This window comes from Aurantivibrio infirmus, from assembly GCF_054767315.1.
Genome location: NZ_BAAFSK010000001.1, coordinates 501858 through 520139, shown reverse-complemented (window position 1 = coordinate 520139; position 18282 = coordinate 501858). Strand labels below are relative to the sequence as shown.

At 42.8% G+C, this 18282-nt stretch carries 16 protein-coding genes; 2 read left to right on the top strand and 14 right to left on the bottom strand.

What is annotated here, in order from left to right; genetic code table 11:
* Positions 1-535: 535 nt before the first annotated feature.
* Positions 536-2341 (top strand): phosphoenolpyruvate carboxykinase (GTP), encoded by a 1806-nt coding sequence (locus ACYUCY_RS02530; RefSeq protein ID WP_460224870.1) that lies wholly within the window; start codon positions 536-538, stop codon positions 2339-2341.
* Positions 2342-2465: 124 nt separating this feature from the next.
* On the opposite strand, the gene ACYUCY_RS02525 is transcribed toward ACYUCY_RS02530, so the two are convergent.
* The 14 genes from ACYUCY_RS02525 to ACYUCY_RS02460 form a co-directional block, all read right to left on the bottom strand.
* Positions 2466-2978 carry a CC0125/CC1285 family lipoprotein gene (locus ACYUCY_RS02525; RefSeq protein ID WP_460224869.1) on the bottom strand — a complete coding sequence of 171 codons (513 nt, stop codon included), beginning with the start codon at positions 2976-2978 and terminating at the stop codon, positions 2466-2468.
* Between the two features lie 231 nt (positions 2979-3209).
* Entirely contained in the window at positions 3210-3839 is a 630-nt protein-coding gene (locus ACYUCY_RS02520; RefSeq protein WP_460224868.1) for a DUF4166 domain-containing protein, read from the bottom strand.
* A 134-nt stretch (positions 3840-3973) separates the two neighbouring features.
* Complete coding sequence (locus ACYUCY_RS02515; RefSeq protein ID WP_460224867.1) at positions 3974-4504, bottom strand: DUF4166 domain-containing protein; 531 nt, start codon at positions 4502-4504, stop codon at positions 3974-3976.
* Positions 4491-4967: a DCC1-like thiol-disulfide oxidoreductase family protein gene (locus ACYUCY_RS02510; protein WP_460224866.1), complete on the bottom strand. Its 477-nt coding sequence runs from the start codon at positions 4965-4967 to the stop codon at positions 4491-4493. Before ACYUCY_RS02510 ends, ACYUCY_RS02515 begins: the two co-directional genes overlap by 14 nt.
* Before the next feature lie 61 nt (positions 4968-5028).
* Positions 5029-5562 carry a GbsR/MarR family transcriptional regulator gene (locus tag ACYUCY_RS02505; RefSeq protein WP_460224865.1) on the bottom strand — a complete coding sequence of 178 codons (534 nt, stop codon included), beginning with the start codon at positions 5560-5562 and terminating at the stop codon, positions 5029-5031.
* A 183-nt stretch (positions 5563-5745) separates the two neighbouring features.
* Positions 5746-6801, bottom strand: a complete 1056-nt coding sequence (nadA, locus tag ACYUCY_RS02500; protein ID WP_460224864.1) for a quinolinate synthase NadA — start codon at positions 6799-6801, stop codon at positions 5746-5748.
* Positions 6802-6961: 160 nt separating this feature from the next.
* Positions 6962-7318 carry a VOC family protein gene (locus ACYUCY_RS02495; protein ID WP_460224863.1) on the bottom strand — a complete coding sequence of 119 codons (357 nt, stop codon included), beginning with the start codon at positions 7316-7318 and terminating at the stop codon, positions 6962-6964.
* A gap of 195 nt (positions 7319-7513) precedes the next feature.
* Positions 7514-8248: a hypothetical protein gene (locus tag ACYUCY_RS02490; RefSeq protein WP_460224862.1), complete on the bottom strand. Its 735-nt coding sequence runs from the start codon at positions 8246-8248 to the stop codon at positions 7514-7516.
* 84 nt (positions 8249-8332) lie between these two features.
* Positions 8333-9964, bottom strand: coding sequence for an alkaline phosphatase (locus ACYUCY_RS02485; RefSeq protein WP_460224861.1), 1632 nt, complete (start codon positions 9962-9964; stop codon positions 8333-8335).
* Between the two features lie 227 nt (positions 9965-10191).
* Positions 10192-10593, bottom strand: coding sequence for a PaaI family thioesterase (locus ACYUCY_RS02480; RefSeq protein WP_460224860.1), 402 nt, complete (start codon positions 10591-10593; stop codon positions 10192-10194).
* 199 nt (positions 10594-10792) lie between these two features.
* Positions 10793-11743, bottom strand: coding sequence for a right-handed parallel beta-helix repeat-containing protein (locus tag ACYUCY_RS02475; protein ID WP_460224859.1), 951 nt, complete (start codon positions 11741-11743; stop codon positions 10793-10795).
* Between the two features lie 598 nt (positions 11744-12341).
* Positions 12342-14261 (bottom strand): DmsC/YnfH family molybdoenzyme membrane anchor subunit, encoded by a 1920-nt coding sequence (locus ACYUCY_RS02470; RefSeq protein ID WP_460224858.1) that lies wholly within the window; start codon positions 14259-14261, stop codon positions 12342-12344.
* Between the two features lie 68 nt (positions 14262-14329).
* On the bottom strand, positions 14330-16519 hold the full coding sequence (locus ACYUCY_RS02465) for a molybdopterin oxidoreductase family protein (protein WP_460224857.1): 2190 nt from the start codon (positions 16517-16519) through the stop codon (positions 14330-14332).
* 273 nt (positions 16520-16792) lie between these two features.
* Entirely contained in the window at positions 16793-17620 is an 828-nt protein-coding gene (locus ACYUCY_RS02460) for a hypothetical protein (RefSeq protein ID WP_460224856.1), read from the bottom strand.
* A 353-nt stretch (positions 17621-17973) separates the two neighbouring features.
* On the opposite strand from ACYUCY_RS02460, the gene ACYUCY_RS02455 reads away from it, so the two are divergent.
* Positions 17974-18216 carry a hypothetical protein gene (locus tag ACYUCY_RS02455; RefSeq protein ID WP_460224855.1) on the top strand — a complete coding sequence of 81 codons (243 nt, stop codon included), beginning with the start codon at positions 17974-17976 and terminating at the stop codon, positions 18214-18216.
* The last annotated feature ends 66 nt before the right edge of the window (positions 18217-18282 follow it).

Sequence of the window (18282 nt, the reverse complement as noted above, 5' to 3'; positions counted from 1 at the left end):
TTAAGACTTTCATTTTGCATAATAAAAAGGGCGCCGCACTCCAATGCGCGCCCTTTTTTATTAGCCAAAGAAAATGACAATAATTGCTTAAGCAAGCGTAAGCGCTAGACACCATAGTTAATTCAAAAAATGAGTGTGATAACCACTATTCACCAAAGATATATAGGCTCACATAATAATAGTTAACTTGAATTCTATAATGCCTCGGTGACATAATAGCGCCCCCTTGATCAAAGGCGGTGAGCCTCTTCATTTGAAGGGCTAGGGTGATTCGGCAGAAGCGATTGCGCCACTCGATACGTTCACTAAACCCAATACCATGTCATCGATTGCTTGAGCTCTGTCGAGCGTATTCGCGATTTAGTCCTTTCTCGCTAGCAGCGAGATAAACCGGACATTATCATGGCTGCCTTTACTAATTTGACGCGCTCCTAAAAGAGCTCCGAATGACTTTCTGCATTATTCAGAACTGAGATTGTTTCTTTATTTTTAATTGTCGAGTGCTGCAGCTCCACACATACACGAGGTATTTATAATGGCGACCAATAACAAAAATCTACTGAAGTGGGTAGATGAGATGACCACACTTTGCCAACCGACGAAGGTGGTATGGTGCGATGGTTCAGATGATGAATACAACGCGATGTGGGACCTCATGGTCAAAAGCGGCGCCGCCAAGAAACTCGACGAAGCCAAACGCCCTAACAGCTATTACGTTCGTTCCGTTCCTGAAGATGTTGCTCGGGTAGAAGATCGCACCTTTATATGTTCTGAATCAGAAGAAAATGCCGGCCCCACCAATAACTGGTGTGAACCCAACGAAATGCGCGGCACTTTAAACGGTCTTTTCGAAGGCTGTATGAAAGGGCGCACTATGTACGTCATCCCTTTCAGTATGGGTCCTATTGGATCGCCCATTGCTCATATTGGTGTCCAGCTTTCTGACTCACCTTATGTTGTCACTAACATGCATATCATGACCCGGGTTGGGGAGAAAGTTTTAGCGCAGCTCGGCGAGGACGGCCGCTTTGTTCCCTGCGTTCATTCAGTGGGTGCTCCACTAGAAAATGGCGCTAAAGATGTTGCATGGCCTTGCAACCCCGATAACCGCTACATCGTTCACTTCCCAGAGTCTCGTGAGATTTGGTCTTTCGGCTCTGGTTATGGTGGCAACGCACTCCTGGGTAAAAAATGTTTTGCCTTACGTATCGCATCAGCTATGGCAAGAGATGAAGGCTGGCTAGCAGAGCACATGCTGATTCTTAAATTGACTAGCCCCGAGGGCGAAGCGAAATATGTTGCCGGCGCGTTCCCGAGTGCTTGTGGAAAAACCAATCTCGCGATGCTAACCCCAACACTTCCCGGCTGGAAAGTTGAAACTGTCGGCGACGATATTTGCTGGATGAAGTTTGGTGATGATGGCCAACTTTATGCGATAAATCCTGAAGCTGGCTTCTTTGGTGTTGCTCCAGGAACCGGCATGGATTCAAACCCAAATGCAATGCTTAGCTTAAAAGAGAATTGTATTTTCACCAACGTTGCCGAAACAGATGATGGCGATGTGTGGTGGGAAGGTATGACTGACGAAAAACCTGCTCACCTAATTGATTGGAAAGGCAAAGACTGGACTCCTGAATCGAAAACCGCTGCGGCTCACCCCAATGCACGCTTCACGACTCCCGCTAGCCAATGCCCCGTTATTGCTGACGAATGGGAAGCCACGCAAGGCGTTCCTATTAGCGCAATATTATTCGGTGGCCGTCGTGCTTCGGTTGTTCCTCTGGTTAACGAAGCGAGAGATTGGACTCACGGAACTTTCTTAGGAACAATTATCGCAAGTGAAATGACCGCTGCAGCATTTGGAAAAATCGGCAAGCTGCGTCGTGACCCGATGGCAATGTTACCTTTTTGTGGTTACAACATGGCTGACTACTGGGGCCACTGGTTAAACATCGGTAAAACAGCCGGCGCAAAATTACCAAAAATCTTCTACGTAAATTGGTTCCGTAAAGATGACCAAGGCAAATTTATGTGGCCTGGTTTTGGGGAAAACTCCCGCGTACTGAAATGGGTTTTCGAACGTTGTTCGGGTACAGCCGACGCAATCGAAACACCAATTGGTAACTTACCCGCTATTGACGGCATTGACTTTAGCGGCCTAGGTTTAAGTGAAGAACGCATCGCTGAATTATTACGCGTTGAGGTTGATGGTTGGTTACAAGAAATTCCGCTAATCAAAGAATACTACGCAAAATTTGGCAACCACTTACCCGCCGCGCTAATGGACGAGGTAGAAAAACTTGAGCAACGCTTGCAAGAAGCGAAAACAAACGTAGCCTAAAATGTTCGTTAGTAGGAAAAGCAAAAAAGGCCGGGTTTATTTAGATCCGGCCTTTTTTATCAACCATCCCTTACTTTACACAATAATTTTGGCTCTTCAGCTTTCGCAATATGAACAAGACAAGCTAGTTCAACACCAAACTTCGTCGCAAGTTATTCTCTAGTTCTCGCGCATCGTAAACTTTAGTCGGGTCGTCAGGCTCGCCCTTCCCCAAAATTATTTCCATACTCGTTTGGTAGCGATCAACATAACGCTCACTGTCAAGCCTAACACCCGTATACCAACGCGAGCCTATCACTCGACAACCGAATGGATGGCAGCCAGTTGCAACACCAATTGAAATTCTCGGCTCGGTATTTCGAGATCTACCAATCGTTTCTCTATCGACAATCTGAAACCATTCATATTCATTTAATAAAGTAAGTTCAGCTGCTCGCAACAAGGCCAGATTTTTTACTTTGTTACTCGACGTGCTTGCCTGACCGACAAAACTTACTCGATACCGTGTGTCTGTTAGTTTAGTTTCGGAATATCCCGGCCCATCAGCACGAGTGGCAGGAGAATAGATTGGCTGACTTGTACAAGCGGTCAACGCTAGCAGCATCCCCGCCAAAACTACTATTTTAAAATGTCTCATAACCACTCCTAATATTTTTGGATATCTTGGGATACTGCGCAACAACACATCACTAAGCAATGACTTACATCAAGATTCTCTCAGATTTGAAAACGGTTTAAAGCTTAACTCTTCAGGAGTAGTATACGAACAGCTACAACAAAAAATGCACAAGTAACGCTACTAAAACTCTTCGATCGCTGACTATCAAAATAATTTACTGATCTCAGGAAGGGTTATATTGTGAAACTATTACTGCGCTGAAAAATAACCAACTTGATGAAATAGTTTTCCAAGATACCTATGTTGCACTTCCAGAGTAAATTTAAATTGCTGATTTCTCTCTGCGGATTGACTCACGATTGTTTTACCCGGAGTCAGCAAGTCTGGGATAGGAATTTTAAATCTACCTAAAGTCCAAAAAAATCCTTTGCTCTCGAAAAATAATGCGGAATTCTCTTCAGACAATTTCAAATACATACCAAAACCGAAACCAACGACCTCAATCAAACCTGATTCTTGCCGTATACACTTGGTTGATCTAACTCGATCAACGGAACCATTAGGAAAGAAATAAAATCGATCCCAGGTCATCCCATCTAAGATCTCATCTCTATAAACTCTTACGGTAATCGGAATATTTTCACCATCATGTAAGGCTAAAGGTGAACCGATTAATCGAAAACAATTTGCCAATATCTTGCCAAGAAAAGAAGCCCGTACTTCTTGCATAACTCCCCGGTAGGTAACGTCCCTGTGAACATTTTTCTCCATAAATCGTTCCCGAATATCGGGGTGAAGGTTTTGCCAGGCATGCTCTCCAAGCAAAGTCCTGTAAGTTGATCTTTCTAGAGCAGGAATGGGAGGTGGATTTCTAGTCATATGGCCTCCTTTATTTAATAGACTTTCGAATAACCTAAAATATTAAAAAAACTATCTGCAAAACACTTCTGGATCTTAAAAGTAAACAACTTACATATCGTCTCGTCGCACTCAACGACAATAGGAGGGTTAAATCAAAACTTCGAAACCTCTAATTCACCGCCATACCCAAGCACAAAACCGATCAGATGCATTTTTACTTCAACTTGGAAAAAGTATTTATCCTCTCTCGCCTCTTCGTAAGCCACGATTATCGGCGAAAGTAATCTTGGCATAGGAACACCGAAAAACTTAGTTCCAAAAAACTCATACACTAACGTTCCGCCTTTTGAACGCGCCTTGGTTGCCATGGCCAAGGGGCCTAATTTTTCAACGAGGTTGTCGTTTTCTAAATAGAAACTAGATTCCATAATTAACCCGTCAAAATTCCTAAGCCAGCCCATTGAATCCAGGTCATGGCGGCAGTCAACAATCAAATGGCAATTAGAAAGTTGTTTGGGAAATTTGAAAATTCTACATATAATTTTGGCCAGTAAATTTCCGTTCTTCACTTGAACGAAACCCTGCAGACGGGTACTGCCATCGTGAACTCGCTGAAGCAAGGGTGGCAAGGTAAAATAATCTCTACCCATATGAACCTTCATGATGCTGTCAAGCTCGTTCATTATTTAGCTCGCTTTTTTCAAATTTAGTGTTAGCGTTTCTATAAACCGTATTTTTGCTAATCTGCTGCTTACCGAGCAGCTTTAACAATATTTTTCTTAAAAAAACCAGGATTGGATTTACCAATTTAGCTAGGCGGGGATATTTAAAAATACGACCGATAACAAAACCAATCGGACCTGGAAAATGTTGCCTATTCACCAATTGAACCATCGCGTCTTCGGCAAAATAAAAACTTTCTCCAACGACGAGAACTATTCCATTATTAACATCGAAGTTTCGATCTGCTGCTCTCTTCAATATTGCACTTTGTTCTCTCGCATTAACCAGCTCTATATGATCATTTGTTAGCTCATATGTATCTGCGAAATAACGGCATACAGGGCACTGGCGGTCGTAAAGCAAACATATCTTTTCTTCGGTTCGATTTTCAGGGGTAAATTTTTCATTGCTTTCTAATAACATTATTACCTTTCAGCTATCAATAGCTTGCCTCGACAAGATCTTAATAAAGCACAGTGCATCTTTAGCTACTTTTCCCCGGTAACAACTTGGCGACGGCGGAACCCATTTTCATTAAGTTAATTAGTGTGCTTTTAGGTAGCGTTTTTACGCGATCAAACCAATCCGTTAGTGTCGTAACGAAGGTCAGCATTGATGAAATTTTTATCTTTACCTCTTTAGGGGTTTCGGTATCGTCTTCCATTTCTAGCACACACTGTCTCAACAAAGTCAGCGTTGGTTCTAACTCTCGCTTTTTGCGCTCTTCCATTATCGTCATCAACATTTCCCAGGTATCTCCTTTAGCAGTAAAGAAGTCTCGCCGATCTCCCATTACTGGTGTCAAAGAGATCAAACCCCAGGCTTGCAGTTCTTTGATGCTGGTACTGACGTTAGAGCGCGCGACAGACAACATTTCTGAGATGTCTTCCGCCGTCAAGGCAGTCGGGGACAGATATAACAAAGCGTGAATCTGGGACACAGTTCTATTCACCCCCCACCGTGTACCCATCTCTCCCCAATGAAGAATATATTTCTGCATTACGGGCGTAATTGTCATGGTCACTATCTCCAATGGAAACCGAGTTATATTTCAGTAATTTCTGTATTTACAGAAATTACTGTAGTGACTAGCGGAAGCATTGTCAAGCTGAATAGTATTTATTCACGGGGTACGAGAATGGTCGAGAGTCACCAATTGATTTGGCGCTGAATTGACGGCGGAAAAAGCGCTAAACTAGAGTTAGCGAGAACTATTGAAATCCAACATGCGCTGTAACGGAACCATTGCTCGCCTTCCTAGCTCAGGATCAACATGGATCTCATCACCCCCGAACTCCAGCACGTGAGCAAGACGCTCGAGATCATTCATCGCCATCCAGGGGCAATTTGCGCAACTCCGGCAGGTGGCGCCGGTTCCCGCAGTGGGCGCAATATAAAATTCTTTGTCAGGGCAAGTCTGCTGCATTTTGTAAAAAATGCCCTGATCAGTTGCAACAATAAATCGTTTATTCTCTAGCGTTTTCGCGGCATTAATAATTTGCGAAGTTGAACCGACAACGTCCGCCATATCCACAACCGCTGCCGGAGATTCTGGATGGACCAAAATTGCGGCATCAGGATATTGAGCTTTTAAATCGATAATACCTTGCGCCTTAAATTCTTCATGAACAATACAAGCGCCATCCCAAAGCAAGACATCTGCACCGCTTTGCTTTTTAACATAGGCTCCGAGATGCTTATCAGGCGCCCAAAGGACTTTCTTACCTTGGCTATCGAGATAATTGATTACATCTAGTGCAATGCTTGACGTCACTACCCAGTCTGCACGTGCTTTCACGGCAGCAGAAGTATTCGCATAAACAACGACGGTACGATCTGGATTCGCATCACAAAAAGCGGAAAACTCATCGATGGGGCAGCCCAAATCTAGTGAGCAGGTTGCCTCCAAAGTCGGCATGATAACCCGCTTCTCTGGGCTCAGAATCTTGGCGGTTTCACCCATAAATTTAACCCCAGCTACCACTACGGTTTCGGCATCGCTATTCTTGCCAAATCGCGCCATTTCTAGAGAATCAGAAACACAGCCGCCCGTCTCTTCCGCCAGCTCTTGAACCAAGGGGTGGGTATAGTAGTGAGCGATCAACACGGAATTGTGCTCTTTTAACAATCGCTTTATTTTCGATTTATACGCTGAAATCTGCTCCGGCGAATAATGAGTCGCATGCGGATTCGCAAAAACCACCGCCGAGGTGGTTTCGATAATTTCAGTTTCTGGGCGTTCGCTTGTCTGGGGCATATTCGCTTGTCTGTGGGATAAGAGGTAAGGCTACAAAATTTCTAAAGAGCTAAGGGCCGGAAATATTACCACATTATTAAAGCCGGTCGAAATTCAATAACAACTATCACAAACACCGCGGAATCTCGTTCTTAAACAACCTATGATTTCTTTAGCAGTATTAAGCAGGATCTGACCAAACGGCCAATTCATTTCCACTGGGTTCCGCAAATTGAAAACGCCTACCACCGGGGAAGCTAAATATTGGTTTGATTATTTTTCCTCCTGCAGACTCAACTTTTGCTAGGGTTTCTTCCAGGTTACTGCTATAAAAAACCACCAAGGCACTACCTTTGTCGACCGAAGCCTTTAAGTCAGATTGATAGAAACCACCGTCCAAACCTTGATCAGAAAAAGCTGTGTACTCGGGGCCGTAGTCGACAAACTGCCAAGAAAAGACTTTCTCGAAAAATGCTTTGGTTGCCACCAAATTCTTAGCTGGAAATTCAATATAATTTATTTTTTCATGTTGATTCATCAGTTTTCCCTTATTTATGGATTACATACAGCATGACTTCACCTTGAAAAAGCAAAGCGTTAAAAGCCTAAATTTTTCGACAGGAGGAATATAACGCAGCTAAGTTGAGGAGCCAAATAACAAGACGAGAAAAGCGTATGAAGAATCCAAGATACTCTAGAAAGTTGAGCATCTTGGTTTTAGAGAAAAGATTATTTAATGGTGATGATTATCCAATGAATTTCCTTCAGCGTCGTAAAACCCTGAGGCCCCATGCTCAACAAAACCCAAATGAATCATTTTTAAAAAGAAAGGATCGGATTCATTATCTCCGATGTCAATATAATCGGTTGTTTGGTAAGACGACAAAACAGAAAAATATTGATTCACGACCTCCTGAGAATCTATTAAATCGCGTAGCTTCCATTCGATCATTAGTTCTCCTTGTCGGTAGCTCAAATAACTGAAGAAACTTTGCTTCGGTACCCAAGTAAGCTTTCGCGTTTTGTCAGAGGAAATATAGTGTTGCGATTCAATACAATTTTCTTTCTTAGTTGAAACTAAATTTAGCTTCGAAATAAAAGCTTTCGAAATGAGTTGATTCTTAAGATCCCAATCACTTTCACCACGCCCTTCATTGATCTCGCTAGGCTGGTATTCAATACCGCGCCGATCCGTTTCAAAATATCGCACTAAGCGAAGTTTCCCAACAGAAGTTTTCTCCCATAGCTCAGCAACTCCAATATCGGGATATTGAATAGCAACCTGCTCACCATTTCTCCACAAAACAACGGTTCTTTCACTGGTCTTTCCGGACTGACTATCAACAACTTTTTGAAGATAATTAATCGCAAGCTTATCCTGATTTTCAATACAATCGGACTCGGCAGCACTTAGCGCCAAAGAAAAAAGAAAGAGCGAAAAAATCATTCCCAAATAAATAGTTTTCATATGTACTCACATCAATTTATTTATAAAGCGCCAACAAAAATACGGGCACCCTTGAGACGCCCGTATCAGTTTTGCCTAGACAATTTATTTCAATCGTCGAGCTGCAGTTTTTTCTAACAAACCAACTTTATTCATAATATGAAAAATAATACTTTGCTCGTTGGTACCGCTAACGAGATACGAACCAGGTCCTTTACCGTAGATTGCCACATCTTCACCTGAATGGGTTTCGGAACCGAGAGGAACCAAAGCTTCCTGATGATAACCGCTGGATTCTGTATCCACACCAGACAGATCAACACGCCCTGCATCAGCCGGTAATCCATAAGACGCATCAGCATCAGTTTCGTTGCCTAAATCGCGAAAACCTAAACCGTTGGCATAACCCAAAGTCGTATATGGCATACCATCACCAGCCAGCGCTGGGCTATCCGCTCCGACACCAACAACCTTACCCAAAATTGGATTTCCTCGCTTAGGGTAACCCGCAATCGTAAATACGTGGCCGTGATCAGCTGTCACAATGATAAGTGTTTCGCGCATATCAACAGAATCAACCACCGATTGAATTGCATTTGCAAATTCAATTGTGTCCGTCAAGGCGCTGTAAGCACTGCCCGCATGATGCCCGTGATCAATTCGGCCAGACTCTACCGTTAGAAAATATCCTTTGCGATTTCTCCGGAGAATATCAATTGCTTTGTCCGTCATTTCAGTCAGTGAAGGTTCTCCAGCAATATCGTTTTCTCTATCCTCTTCATACTGCATATGGGATTCATTAAACAATCCGAACACCTTTTCTGCTCGATAAGGATTTATTTCATTGAATCCAGCCTGATCGAATACGTATTTTCCTTTAGGGTATTTTTCTTGCCACTCTGCCGTTAAATCTCTTCCGTCGGTACGATCCCCTTCAACACTGCTCACTGCATCAGGACTGTTATAAGCAGAATCTTTTGGCAAAAAATGTCTGCGGCCACCACCGAACACGACTTCGATTCCGTCAATTTGTTTTGCGCCAGGAAATCGCATTTGCAAATTCTCTTCAAAATTCACCAACTGGGAAGCGATATCTTCGCAACCGGCCTCGACTGCAGCAGCAGGCATATCTGATACATCTTCCCAATTTCTGTCGGCAGATTTTGCATAGGTTGCTGCAGGTGTTGCATGAGTGATTCTTGCGGTAGAAACAACACCCGTTGATTTTCCAGCGAGCTCAGCCAACTCTAAAGCGGTGACTAATTCATTACCAAATACTGTTGAACAATCCCCACGTACAATATCTTCATCGACGCCAATAACACCAACGTCAGTCTTAACGCCCGTCATCATTGCAGTCATAGTCCCGGCAGAATCAGGTGTTTGCGCGTCGACGTTATAGGTTTTGGCTAAACCCGTGAATGGGAAAAGATCAATACTTAAATTATTTTCTTCACCTTCCATGCCTTTCTGCTGCCCTTCCAATATTCTTGCAGCCGTAACGGTGGACACCCCCATTCCGTCACCAACAAACAAAATGACATTTTTGGCTCTACTGGGAAAAACTGTTTTCGAATCAACACTTGTTTCACCATCTAAAAACCAAGGGCTGTTTAATTGATAACTAGGAAGCACTTGTTTTTTGGAATAATACTTATAGTGATTTCCGCCAGCATTTGCGTTGGCCAAGGTAAGCAGGGTGAAACTTGCAGCAACTATTGTTTTAGTAAACTTCATCAATAAGACTCCTGCCAGACATTCGTTGTCTAGCGACGCGGTAAATTTATCGTTAGGGGTTTCAAAAATTGAAACTAAGCGGACTTTACCGGGAAGTTCTTACATTTAGATGGAGGGAAAATTTCAATTTTGTTGCAGTAAGAAGTCTTAGAATTATTATTAAGTTGATCGAACACTGCCTGCTAGACAATGTGAACAAATCTTAGCTAGCGAAGATTAATCGCCCACTACACTTTCGCAATAGTACCCTGAGCTACCGCTACCAATACCTCACCTTTATCGCCTTGCGCATAAACTTTACATTCGCAGACTGCTTGTCGTTTTCCTGACGACAAAACCGTAGCCTTAGCGATCAGAGCATCGCCAATTGCAGGACGAAGATAATTAATTTTGTATTCAGAAGTCACCGAATTGCCCAAGGTTGAAGCACCTGCAAAAGTGAGACAATTATCCGCCAAATAGCTAACTGCTCCACCATGAACAAATCCGTGTTGTTGTTTTAACTCTTCACGAACTTTCAGTGCAAGCTCAGCACTGCCCTCTTCCCACGCAATGAGTTCAGCGCCTAACAAAACGCTAAACGGTTGTTCTCTAATTACATCTTTGCCGCGCTTTAGTAATTCACTCATCGAAGGAATCCTTTAGATATTTATGTAGGTAATGTTTTTCTCGAATCCGTACTTGAACACTGACGGCAGCGAAAATAAATAGAATTTATAACCTTGTTGATGATAAAGATTTTATACCGAGCCACAAAAAAAGGCGTACTAACAAGTAGTACGCCCTATTCAAACTCGACTTTAGAATTCGATACTTCACACGTTCAAACTAAGGGGCTGGGGCTGGTGGAGGCACAGGTACAACGGGGAAAATTAGTTGGCTTTCGCAAGAATCCTGTGCAATAGCAGGGTTAAAGTCTGGCCCTACAATTCCGGAGGTAAAACCAGAATTACAAAACAGGGCTAATTGGGTATTAACACCAAAATTAGGCAATCCAAACAAACCCACACCATCGTCGCTCAAAGCCAAATCAGTTGTGGAATTGGTTGTATTAACAATACCAATATTATTCCCAGAAATTTCATTACCTGCAATCCGCGCTGATGCGGTTCGAGCAATCACAACACCAATATTGGTATTGTTTATAATTTGATTGCCGGAAATATTTGCAAATGCGCGAGCTATTGTAATACCGTTATTGTTATTTTCAATCACATTTGGCAGCAACTCGTTAGCCGCCATCGATTTAAAACCAACGCGAAGTGTGGACGTTTCAACAGCAAATACACCAGTTCCATTATTGTAGATGTTGTTTCCAACGATAGAGGCGGAACTCATATCAAAAGCTGCCACACCATAAATAGTCGCGTTGCCAATATTATTATTTTCAATTGTTGCTAAAGAACGGTCAGTAATTAATATTTGCGTACCTTCTTTGGGTGCATCAATTGTGAGGCCTTTAATTGTGGCATTTCTAGCAGAAACACGAATTGTGGGAGCAAGTGAATCTGCCGGAACAATAACTCCAACGCCGTTACCGTTAAGTGTTACGCCTTTGTTTAAATCCACATTTTCGAAACAAGTACCGCGAATCAAAATAGTGTCGCCTGGATTAGATTTATTGATTAGCTTATTAATAGTTTTATTATTGTTGCCGTCACAGTTAATCCTGCGAGTTTTGGAATCTTGTGCAGAAACAGATGTCGCCAAAAACATCGATAATAAAACTCCACACCCAACAATTTTCTTAGCCAGCTGACTTTTTCTTGTAGTAAACATAAACTTTCCCTTTAAAGTATTAATTATTTTTTATACCTTTCTACAAAAAGAATCCGGTGGATTCAGAACAGGTACGCCAACATATCGCAAAAACGCATAATAGAAAGTCTAAAAGCTTGAGACACGCTCACGGAAACTAAGGCTTTCTGATAATCTCAGAAAACTTACCAGCGCTTCAGCTTTTTAGAATGCGCAGTCGATTATGAATATCGAAATAAGGCTTACAACAGGGGAATTTTTATCGAGACCAAAAACGAGAACTAGATCACAATTTGACTTGCTAAGACATCAACAAACGCCCGTCTCTTCACCTCAAAAGCAGCACAAATAGAAACTGAATGCAGAAAGCGATTAGTCCACAATCGAATATAGGCATTTACACCCTTCTCATAGCAACTGAACTTGCTGGCAATAGCCTTAAAAAACTTAATAGAAAAGGTAAGTGCTAGCTTCTTAATTAAGATGCTAAATCATCCTTAATTTAGAATTAAAAAAGGGGTAGGCATTCCATCAAGAATTCATCTTATCGTTAGCGCATAAAACATTATTTTGACCTTTAATATAACGTTCTACAAACAATGGCTTAAGACATTTGACGTCAATGTAGCTCAGGAATCACACCAACTTGCGGCATATTCGCCAGTCCAATGTCTCTTGCATGCTGCTCGAAGCCTTTGTTTTTCCAAAAGAAAGCGCCGGGCATAGTCGTGGGAATGACTAATATATAAAAAAGCGCTCGGCCAACGAGCGAAGCAACGACGCCAGTTACCAACAATAGAGATACCATTACCAGCGACAGCGTAGATGGAAACTCTGCAAACACTAGAACGCCCGCTAATATTACTGAAATTAGCAAAAGCGCGTTACGTAGATAGTAAGTTTTGCCAAAGGTTGTACATTGAATGTAATGTGCTGCGGCACCCTCACCGGCTTCAGAATCCAAGTACTTCGCATGAAACAACAAGCCGATACTTTCACAGGCATACCCGATGAACGCCAAAGCCCCAATTAATGCAATCGCAGTAGGTAGCATTTCATTTGCATTGAGCAGAATCGCCGGAATTAAAAACACCCCTAATAAAATCCCACCAAAACTAAACATCGTTCCGAAGAAGCTAGTGATAACTTGCCAATGATTCCAAAACGGCCGCGCCTTAATGCGGTAAATATTGTGCATAAACCACATGCCAACAACACCGGAAATAATGGCGAGGGATGCCGATACGTTTGCAAACACGCTCAAAATCTTGATTTCTAACCAGCCATTTAAAATAGAGAAGAAGGTGTATGCACACAACATAGCGAGGAACATGGCAACGCCCAACGCCTCTCTACTCAAGGGCGAGTGACGTAAATTATTAAAGCCCCGATAAAAGCGCAAAGGTTTACCGAGATGAATCGTCGAAAGAATTAAACCGCCAAGCTGCAAAGCGATAAGCGCAACTAAAAAGAAGGGATACCAAGCAGTAAGCTGAAAACTGGCAATACTACTCACCCCAAACCAAGGTGCTAAAAAGGCCATCATAAATGCACCGATAACGCCTTGAGTTGATAAGGTAAAAAACACTAAAGGATTTTCTCTAGAACTTAATTTAGATAGATTCCAGAAAGTTTCTTTACCTTGCTTTTCATCTACCACCGAACGGAAGTTTCCCTCATCATCCTTCGCATACTTTAAGGGCATAGAATCAGTTCGAGTTACCTCATTGGGCATGGTTTTAGTTTGTTGAAATCGGATATTGGGCTGGGTGATTAAGGGATCGGGGAAGCCGGGGATTTTCGTTAGAGTTTGTTCGCGATTTTGTGGGGTGTTATCGACAACACCAAAATCTAATGCATTACCTAAACAAGCAGAAACGCAAGCAGGCTTTAAACCCTCTTCGAGACGATCAACACACATATTACATTTTGAAACTTGGCCTTCTACTGGGTCGAGTTGCGGCGCATTGTAAGGACATACCCAAGTGCAATAACCACAACCAAAACAAGTATCTGGATCTTGTAACACGGCGCCATATTCCAAATGTTTTGTATAGGCTCGCGTTGGACAACCTTTTAAGCACACCGGATCATCACAATGATTACACGCCATGGAAATATTCATGCGTTTGTAATCAGGAAAAGTTCCGCCCTCAACATAACCGACGGAACGAAAACTGATGTGCGCCGGGTTGCCATTTTTTTCACTACAAGCCGCCTCACAAGCATGGCAGCCGATGCAGTTGTCCGCGGTAAAGTGAAAACCGTGTTGCTTATATCGATTAGGGTTTTCACCAATGGCGGGGTTTGCGTTAATAAACAGTGCTTCGTTCGCGGGTAATTTGTGGCCCGTCAATTCCAACAAATCAATTTTTTGTCCATAACAATTTGCTTCCTTTGTTGTTGGGTCATTTAGCTTCGCATAGCTTTGCTCATTGGGGCGATGCTCCCACAATTTTTTGGGTTCTGTATAAATCGGATCTGGCTCTCGACCAATATTGTCTAAACGATCTCGAACCGAACGAAGCAAAGCTAACATCTGCAACCTCTAACAAATTATTTACTAAATATATTTCAAATTAAACCGCAAAATAACAACGACAAAATTTAGTACGTTCTACGCTGTGCATTTAATTTTGCAGCAAAAGTCTGATCAACATGCTCAATCCGCACTGAACATTGTTTAAATGCAGGCTGGCGAGAATGGGGATCTAACAAACCCAAGGACAAACGATTAACGCAATCATAAAAATGAAAAGGAATAAATACCATTTCTCGTGATACGCGTTGCGTAAGCTGTACCATGACAACCGCATCACCACGACGAGAAACTAAACGCACGTAGCTTTGGTGTTTTACTCCAAGTTCCGCTGCGGCATCTGGGTTCATTTCCATGTAGGGAGTTGGACTAAACTTATTACAGTTGCCCAGTTTCCCGGTTCGCGTACGAGTGTGAAAATGCTCAACGACACGCCCACTGTTCAACCAAAAAGGATAATCATCACAAGGCTTTTCATTGTTATCGATAAATGGCAAAGGGATTAAATTTGCTTTCCCATCACTGGTTTGAAACTTCCCATCAACATAAAGTCGCTGATCGCCTTTTTCATTACTTGTTCCTTCGCGATATGGCCACTGGATGCCACTTTGTTTTTCAATGAGATCATGACTCATGCCGGAAATATCTAAAGTGCGATCATCGCCTTTAGAAAGCAATTTCATTTCATCAAATGCCTCTGAGGGTGTTTCAGGAAATTTAATTTTTTCTCCGTTGGGGAAACGCTTCGCCAATTCAGAGAAAATCCAAAAATCAGGTTTTGATTCTTCGTGTGGTTTTACTACCGGACGAATCAGATTCACTCGCCTTTCCGTATTGGTAAAACATCCAGTTTTTTCCGCCCAAACAGCAGCAGGAAAATAAACATGGGCATATTGATTTGACTCGACATCTTGATACGAATCTTGCACAACGAGAAACTCTAACTTTTCAAGCGTTTTGCGAATTCTCGGCGTATTAGGCATTGATGTCATCGGATTCGTAGCGACCAACCACAGACCTTTTATCTGCCCGGTTTCAATAGCTGGGAAAATATCCGTCATCGCTAAGCCACGCTGTGTTGGGAAAAAGTCTTTTTCAATGCCCCAAAAATCCGCAATCTCTTCGCGATCACTTTCATTTTCTAAATAGCGATAACCTGGCAAACCGGAACACGAAGACCATTCCCTCGTTCCCATCGCATTACATTGGCCAGTAATCGACAAGGAGGTTCCGCCTGGCTTACCAACATTGCCGGTAATTAAATTTAAATTATTAATGCCCACAACACCGTCGGAACCATGAGTACTCTGATTGATTCCCATTGTCCAAATACCCATTGCGTTATCGGCTTTTGCATAGAGACGGGCAACGTGGCGAATCGTGTCTTCGTCGATGCCGCAAATTTTTGCAGCACTGGTGGGGTCAAAATCTTTTACGCAGGCTTTTAGCTCTTCTATACCGTTGGTATGCACATCGATATAGTCTTGATCTTGTAAATTCTCAGCGAGAATCACATGCATTAACGCATTTTGCAGTACCACATCTGTGCCGGGAGTAATTGCCAAATGAATATCAGCGAATTGCGCAAACATTGTCACTCGTGGATCAACCACGATGACGGGGAATTTGCGTTTTTCTAACGCTTCCTTCAATCGCCAATAAATGATCGGATGCTGTTCCGGTAAGTTTGAACCCCAAGCCATTAGGCAATTGGTATGTTCAAAATCTTCATAACAACCAGGGGGGCCATCGGAGCCGAAGGATCGTTTATAGCCTGAAACCGCAGAGGCCATACATAGAGTGGTATTGCCGCAGTAATTATTGGTGCCGATACAACCGCGCACTAATTTGCCCAGCGTATAAAATTCCTCAGTCATGATCTGACCAGTAGAAACGACGGCGAAGGCATCGCGACCATAGGTACTTTGAATACGTTTTATTTCACTGGCGGTTTTATCCAGCGCACTATCCCAATCTGTTTTTTGCCAGGGATCCCAAAACTTATCGCGAATAATAGGCGTAGTGCCTCGACCCGCCGCGTCAAACAACTCGTGTTCAAAAATTCCCTTGATGCACAGCTTGCCTCGGTTTACATCGGCATCAGCTTTCCCGCGGGTAGCAACAGCTTTTCCCGCCTTATCTAGGCCAACTTCTATCGAACACCCGGTAGAACAATAGCCGCAGGTGGTGTACTTCCACTCGACAACTTTTTTATCAAGTATCTTAATTTTGTTACGGTCACTACGGCCAAAAAGCATTATTTTGGTTCCTTTGTGAATAAATTGGCGTTAATTTGGTGCGAAAAAAAATGGACTCAAGCACTTTTTGGCACCTAGGCAGTGCGCATTCACTAAAATTTGCTTAAATTTGATGTTTTTCTACATTTTTACTCGGCTTTCATTCAGCTTTCACACAGAGATAACAAGAAATATGCCATCACAACACCACACTTTATAAGTGTTTGGTGTAAGCGCTAAAAATGGAGGGTTTTTGGCAGCAGACGAGCAATAGAAAGCTCGATCGGAGGTGTATCAGTCGGCCAATTTAATTGCACTAGTATCGGGTGGAGGGGGAGGAGGAGGTTTTTTCTGCTGGTTCATATCACTACCAACTGGAGCAAGATCAAACTCGCCGACTTCGATCTCAACACTTGCTAATGGCAGCTTATCCGCGGGATCAATCATATCTGACCCCACTTCAGCAATATCAAAAACCAAATCATCAAGCTGAACCGGTACAACCTGTTTACGCTCTTCTTGCTTCAACAAATCTGACCCCGCTTCAGCGAGATCAAAGTCTGCATCCGCAACCTCTGCTTGAGGAACCTTAGGCTTCTCGGACTCTTCGAGCAGATCGCCACTCATTGGCTTAATGCTAATTCCACTGGTATCAATCTCTAGCGGCACTTGATGCTTTTTATCTGCACCTTCTAATAGATAGGAGCCAACCGGCGCCAAGCTCAAACCTTCAGACTCTGGCGGTTTGTTTGCCGATGATTGCTGTGGATTGCTTTGAACAAGAGATTCCTCTGGCTGGTCTTGCCGAGGTGGTTTTGGGGTCGGTGTTTGCGAAGCATCTTGATGCAGCTTGGGTTTCGGGGCTGGCTTGGGCTTGGCAGCGGCTACCCCCGCTGGCCGTATTTGAACTTGCGCTCCAGACTTGGTCAGCACAGCTTTATACTTTTCCGCAGCTGCGGCATCGACGTTACGCTTCAAGGACACAGCCCCGCCGGTAAACAGAGCGTCAATCTTCGCTGGATCCGTTTTAAACAACTGACCTAAACGTTGTTTTACGTCCTGAATATTGTGACCAAGAACGATGTCGCCACGAAACACAATGTCAAATAATGGTTCTGCCACCAATTACCGCCTTTCAAGCAAATTTAATCGCCACAATCCTAACGTAATTTTTTTAAACTCGCGATTACGGAGCTTACATTTGAGACAACTAATTGACGATCGACGCCTGATTAGTCTTTGACGGTAAGTTTAGTTCAGAAAACATTAACTGGTGCCATTATTTTGGCCGAAAGCATTACTTGCATCGTCGCTTTTTTTATTCGCTAAATAGTGTCTTACAGGTTTTTTGCATTGTAACTGGCTTTCTTTATTCGCAGATATTCCATTGGATAGACGAGGGTCTGCTAGGGTAAATATATAAGCGTTAAATGTGCTCACAGATCTTATGTAATGGAGCTAAGCGGAGTAAAACGATGTCCTCAGCGCAACCTAGTAACAAAGCAAATCGGGAAGTCATTCCACACGACAATGACTCTATGGCAAAAAAAGTGTTATCTGATATAGCCTTTCTTGAAGATCGACTTATCCAGCTAGAAAAACAAAGAACCCCAAACACCGTTGTCATTAAAACCTACAAAGATATGTTACAAAGCCGACAAAGTGTTCTGAATTGGCTAAAGGAGCATCGTGCTTCAAGCTTGAAAAACATCCAATAACTGCCTTCCAATTTATATTCAATTCCCCAAGTATTTTCCAAACTCTGAGAAATATTATTAAGATTC

What these genes read in the sequence shown, in the direction of transcription:
- ACYUCY_RS02530 (WP_460224870.1), top strand. Translation starts at nt 536, where the DNA reads ATGGCGACCAATAACAAAAATCTACTGAAGTGGGTAGATGAGATGACC.
- ACYUCY_RS02525 (WP_460224869.1), bottom strand. Translation starts at nt 2,978, where the DNA reads ATGAGACATTTTAAAATAGTAGTTTTGGCGGGGATGCTGCTAGCGTTG.
- ACYUCY_RS02520 (WP_460224868.1), bottom strand. Translation starts at nt 3,839, where the DNA reads ATGACTAGAAATCCACCTCCCATTCCTGCTCTAGAAAGATCAACTTAC.
- ACYUCY_RS02515 (WP_460224867.1), bottom strand. Translation starts at nt 4,504, where the DNA reads ATGAACGAGCTTGACAGCATCATGAAGGTTCATATGGGTAGAGATTAT.
- ACYUCY_RS02510 (WP_460224866.1), bottom strand. Translation starts at nt 4,967, where the DNA reads ATGTTATTAGAAAGCAATGAAAAATTTACCCCTGAAAATCGAACCGAA.
- ACYUCY_RS02505 (WP_460224865.1), bottom strand. Translation starts at nt 5,562, where the DNA reads ATGACAATTACGCCCGTAATGCAGAAATATATTCTTCATTGGGGAGAG.
- nadA (WP_460224864.1), bottom strand. Translation starts at nt 6,801, where the DNA reads ATGCCCCAGACAAGCGAACGCCCAGAAACTGAAATTATCGAAACCACC.
- ACYUCY_RS02495 (WP_460224863.1), bottom strand. Translation starts at nt 7,318, where the DNA reads ATGAATCAACATGAAAAAATAAATTATATTGAATTTCCAGCTAAGAAT.
- ACYUCY_RS02490 (WP_460224862.1), bottom strand. Translation starts at nt 8,248, where the DNA reads ATGAAAACTATTTATTTGGGAATGATTTTTTCGCTCTTTCTTTTTTCT.
- ACYUCY_RS02485 (WP_460224861.1), bottom strand. Translation starts at nt 9,964, where the DNA reads ATGAAGTTTACTAAAACAATAGTTGCTGCAAGTTTCACCCTGCTTACC.
- ACYUCY_RS02480 (WP_460224860.1), bottom strand. Translation starts at nt 10,593, where the DNA reads ATGAGTGAATTACTAAAGCGCGGCAAAGATGTAATTAGAGAACAACCG.
- ACYUCY_RS02475 (WP_460224859.1), bottom strand. Translation starts at nt 11,743, where the DNA reads ATGTTTACTACAAGAAAAAGTCAGCTGGCTAAGAAAATTGTTGGGTGT.
- ACYUCY_RS02470 (WP_460224858.1), bottom strand. Translation starts at nt 14,261, where the DNA reads ATGTTAGCTTTGCTTCGTTCGGTTCGAGATCGTTTAGACAATATTGGT.
- ACYUCY_RS02465 (WP_460224857.1), bottom strand. Translation starts at nt 16,519, where the DNA reads ATGCTTTTTGGCCGTAGTGACCGTAACAAAATTAAGATACTTGATAAA.
- ACYUCY_RS02455 (WP_460224855.1), top strand. Translation starts at nt 17,974, where the DNA reads ATGTCCTCAGCGCAACCTAGTAACAAAGCAAATCGGGAAGTCATTCCA.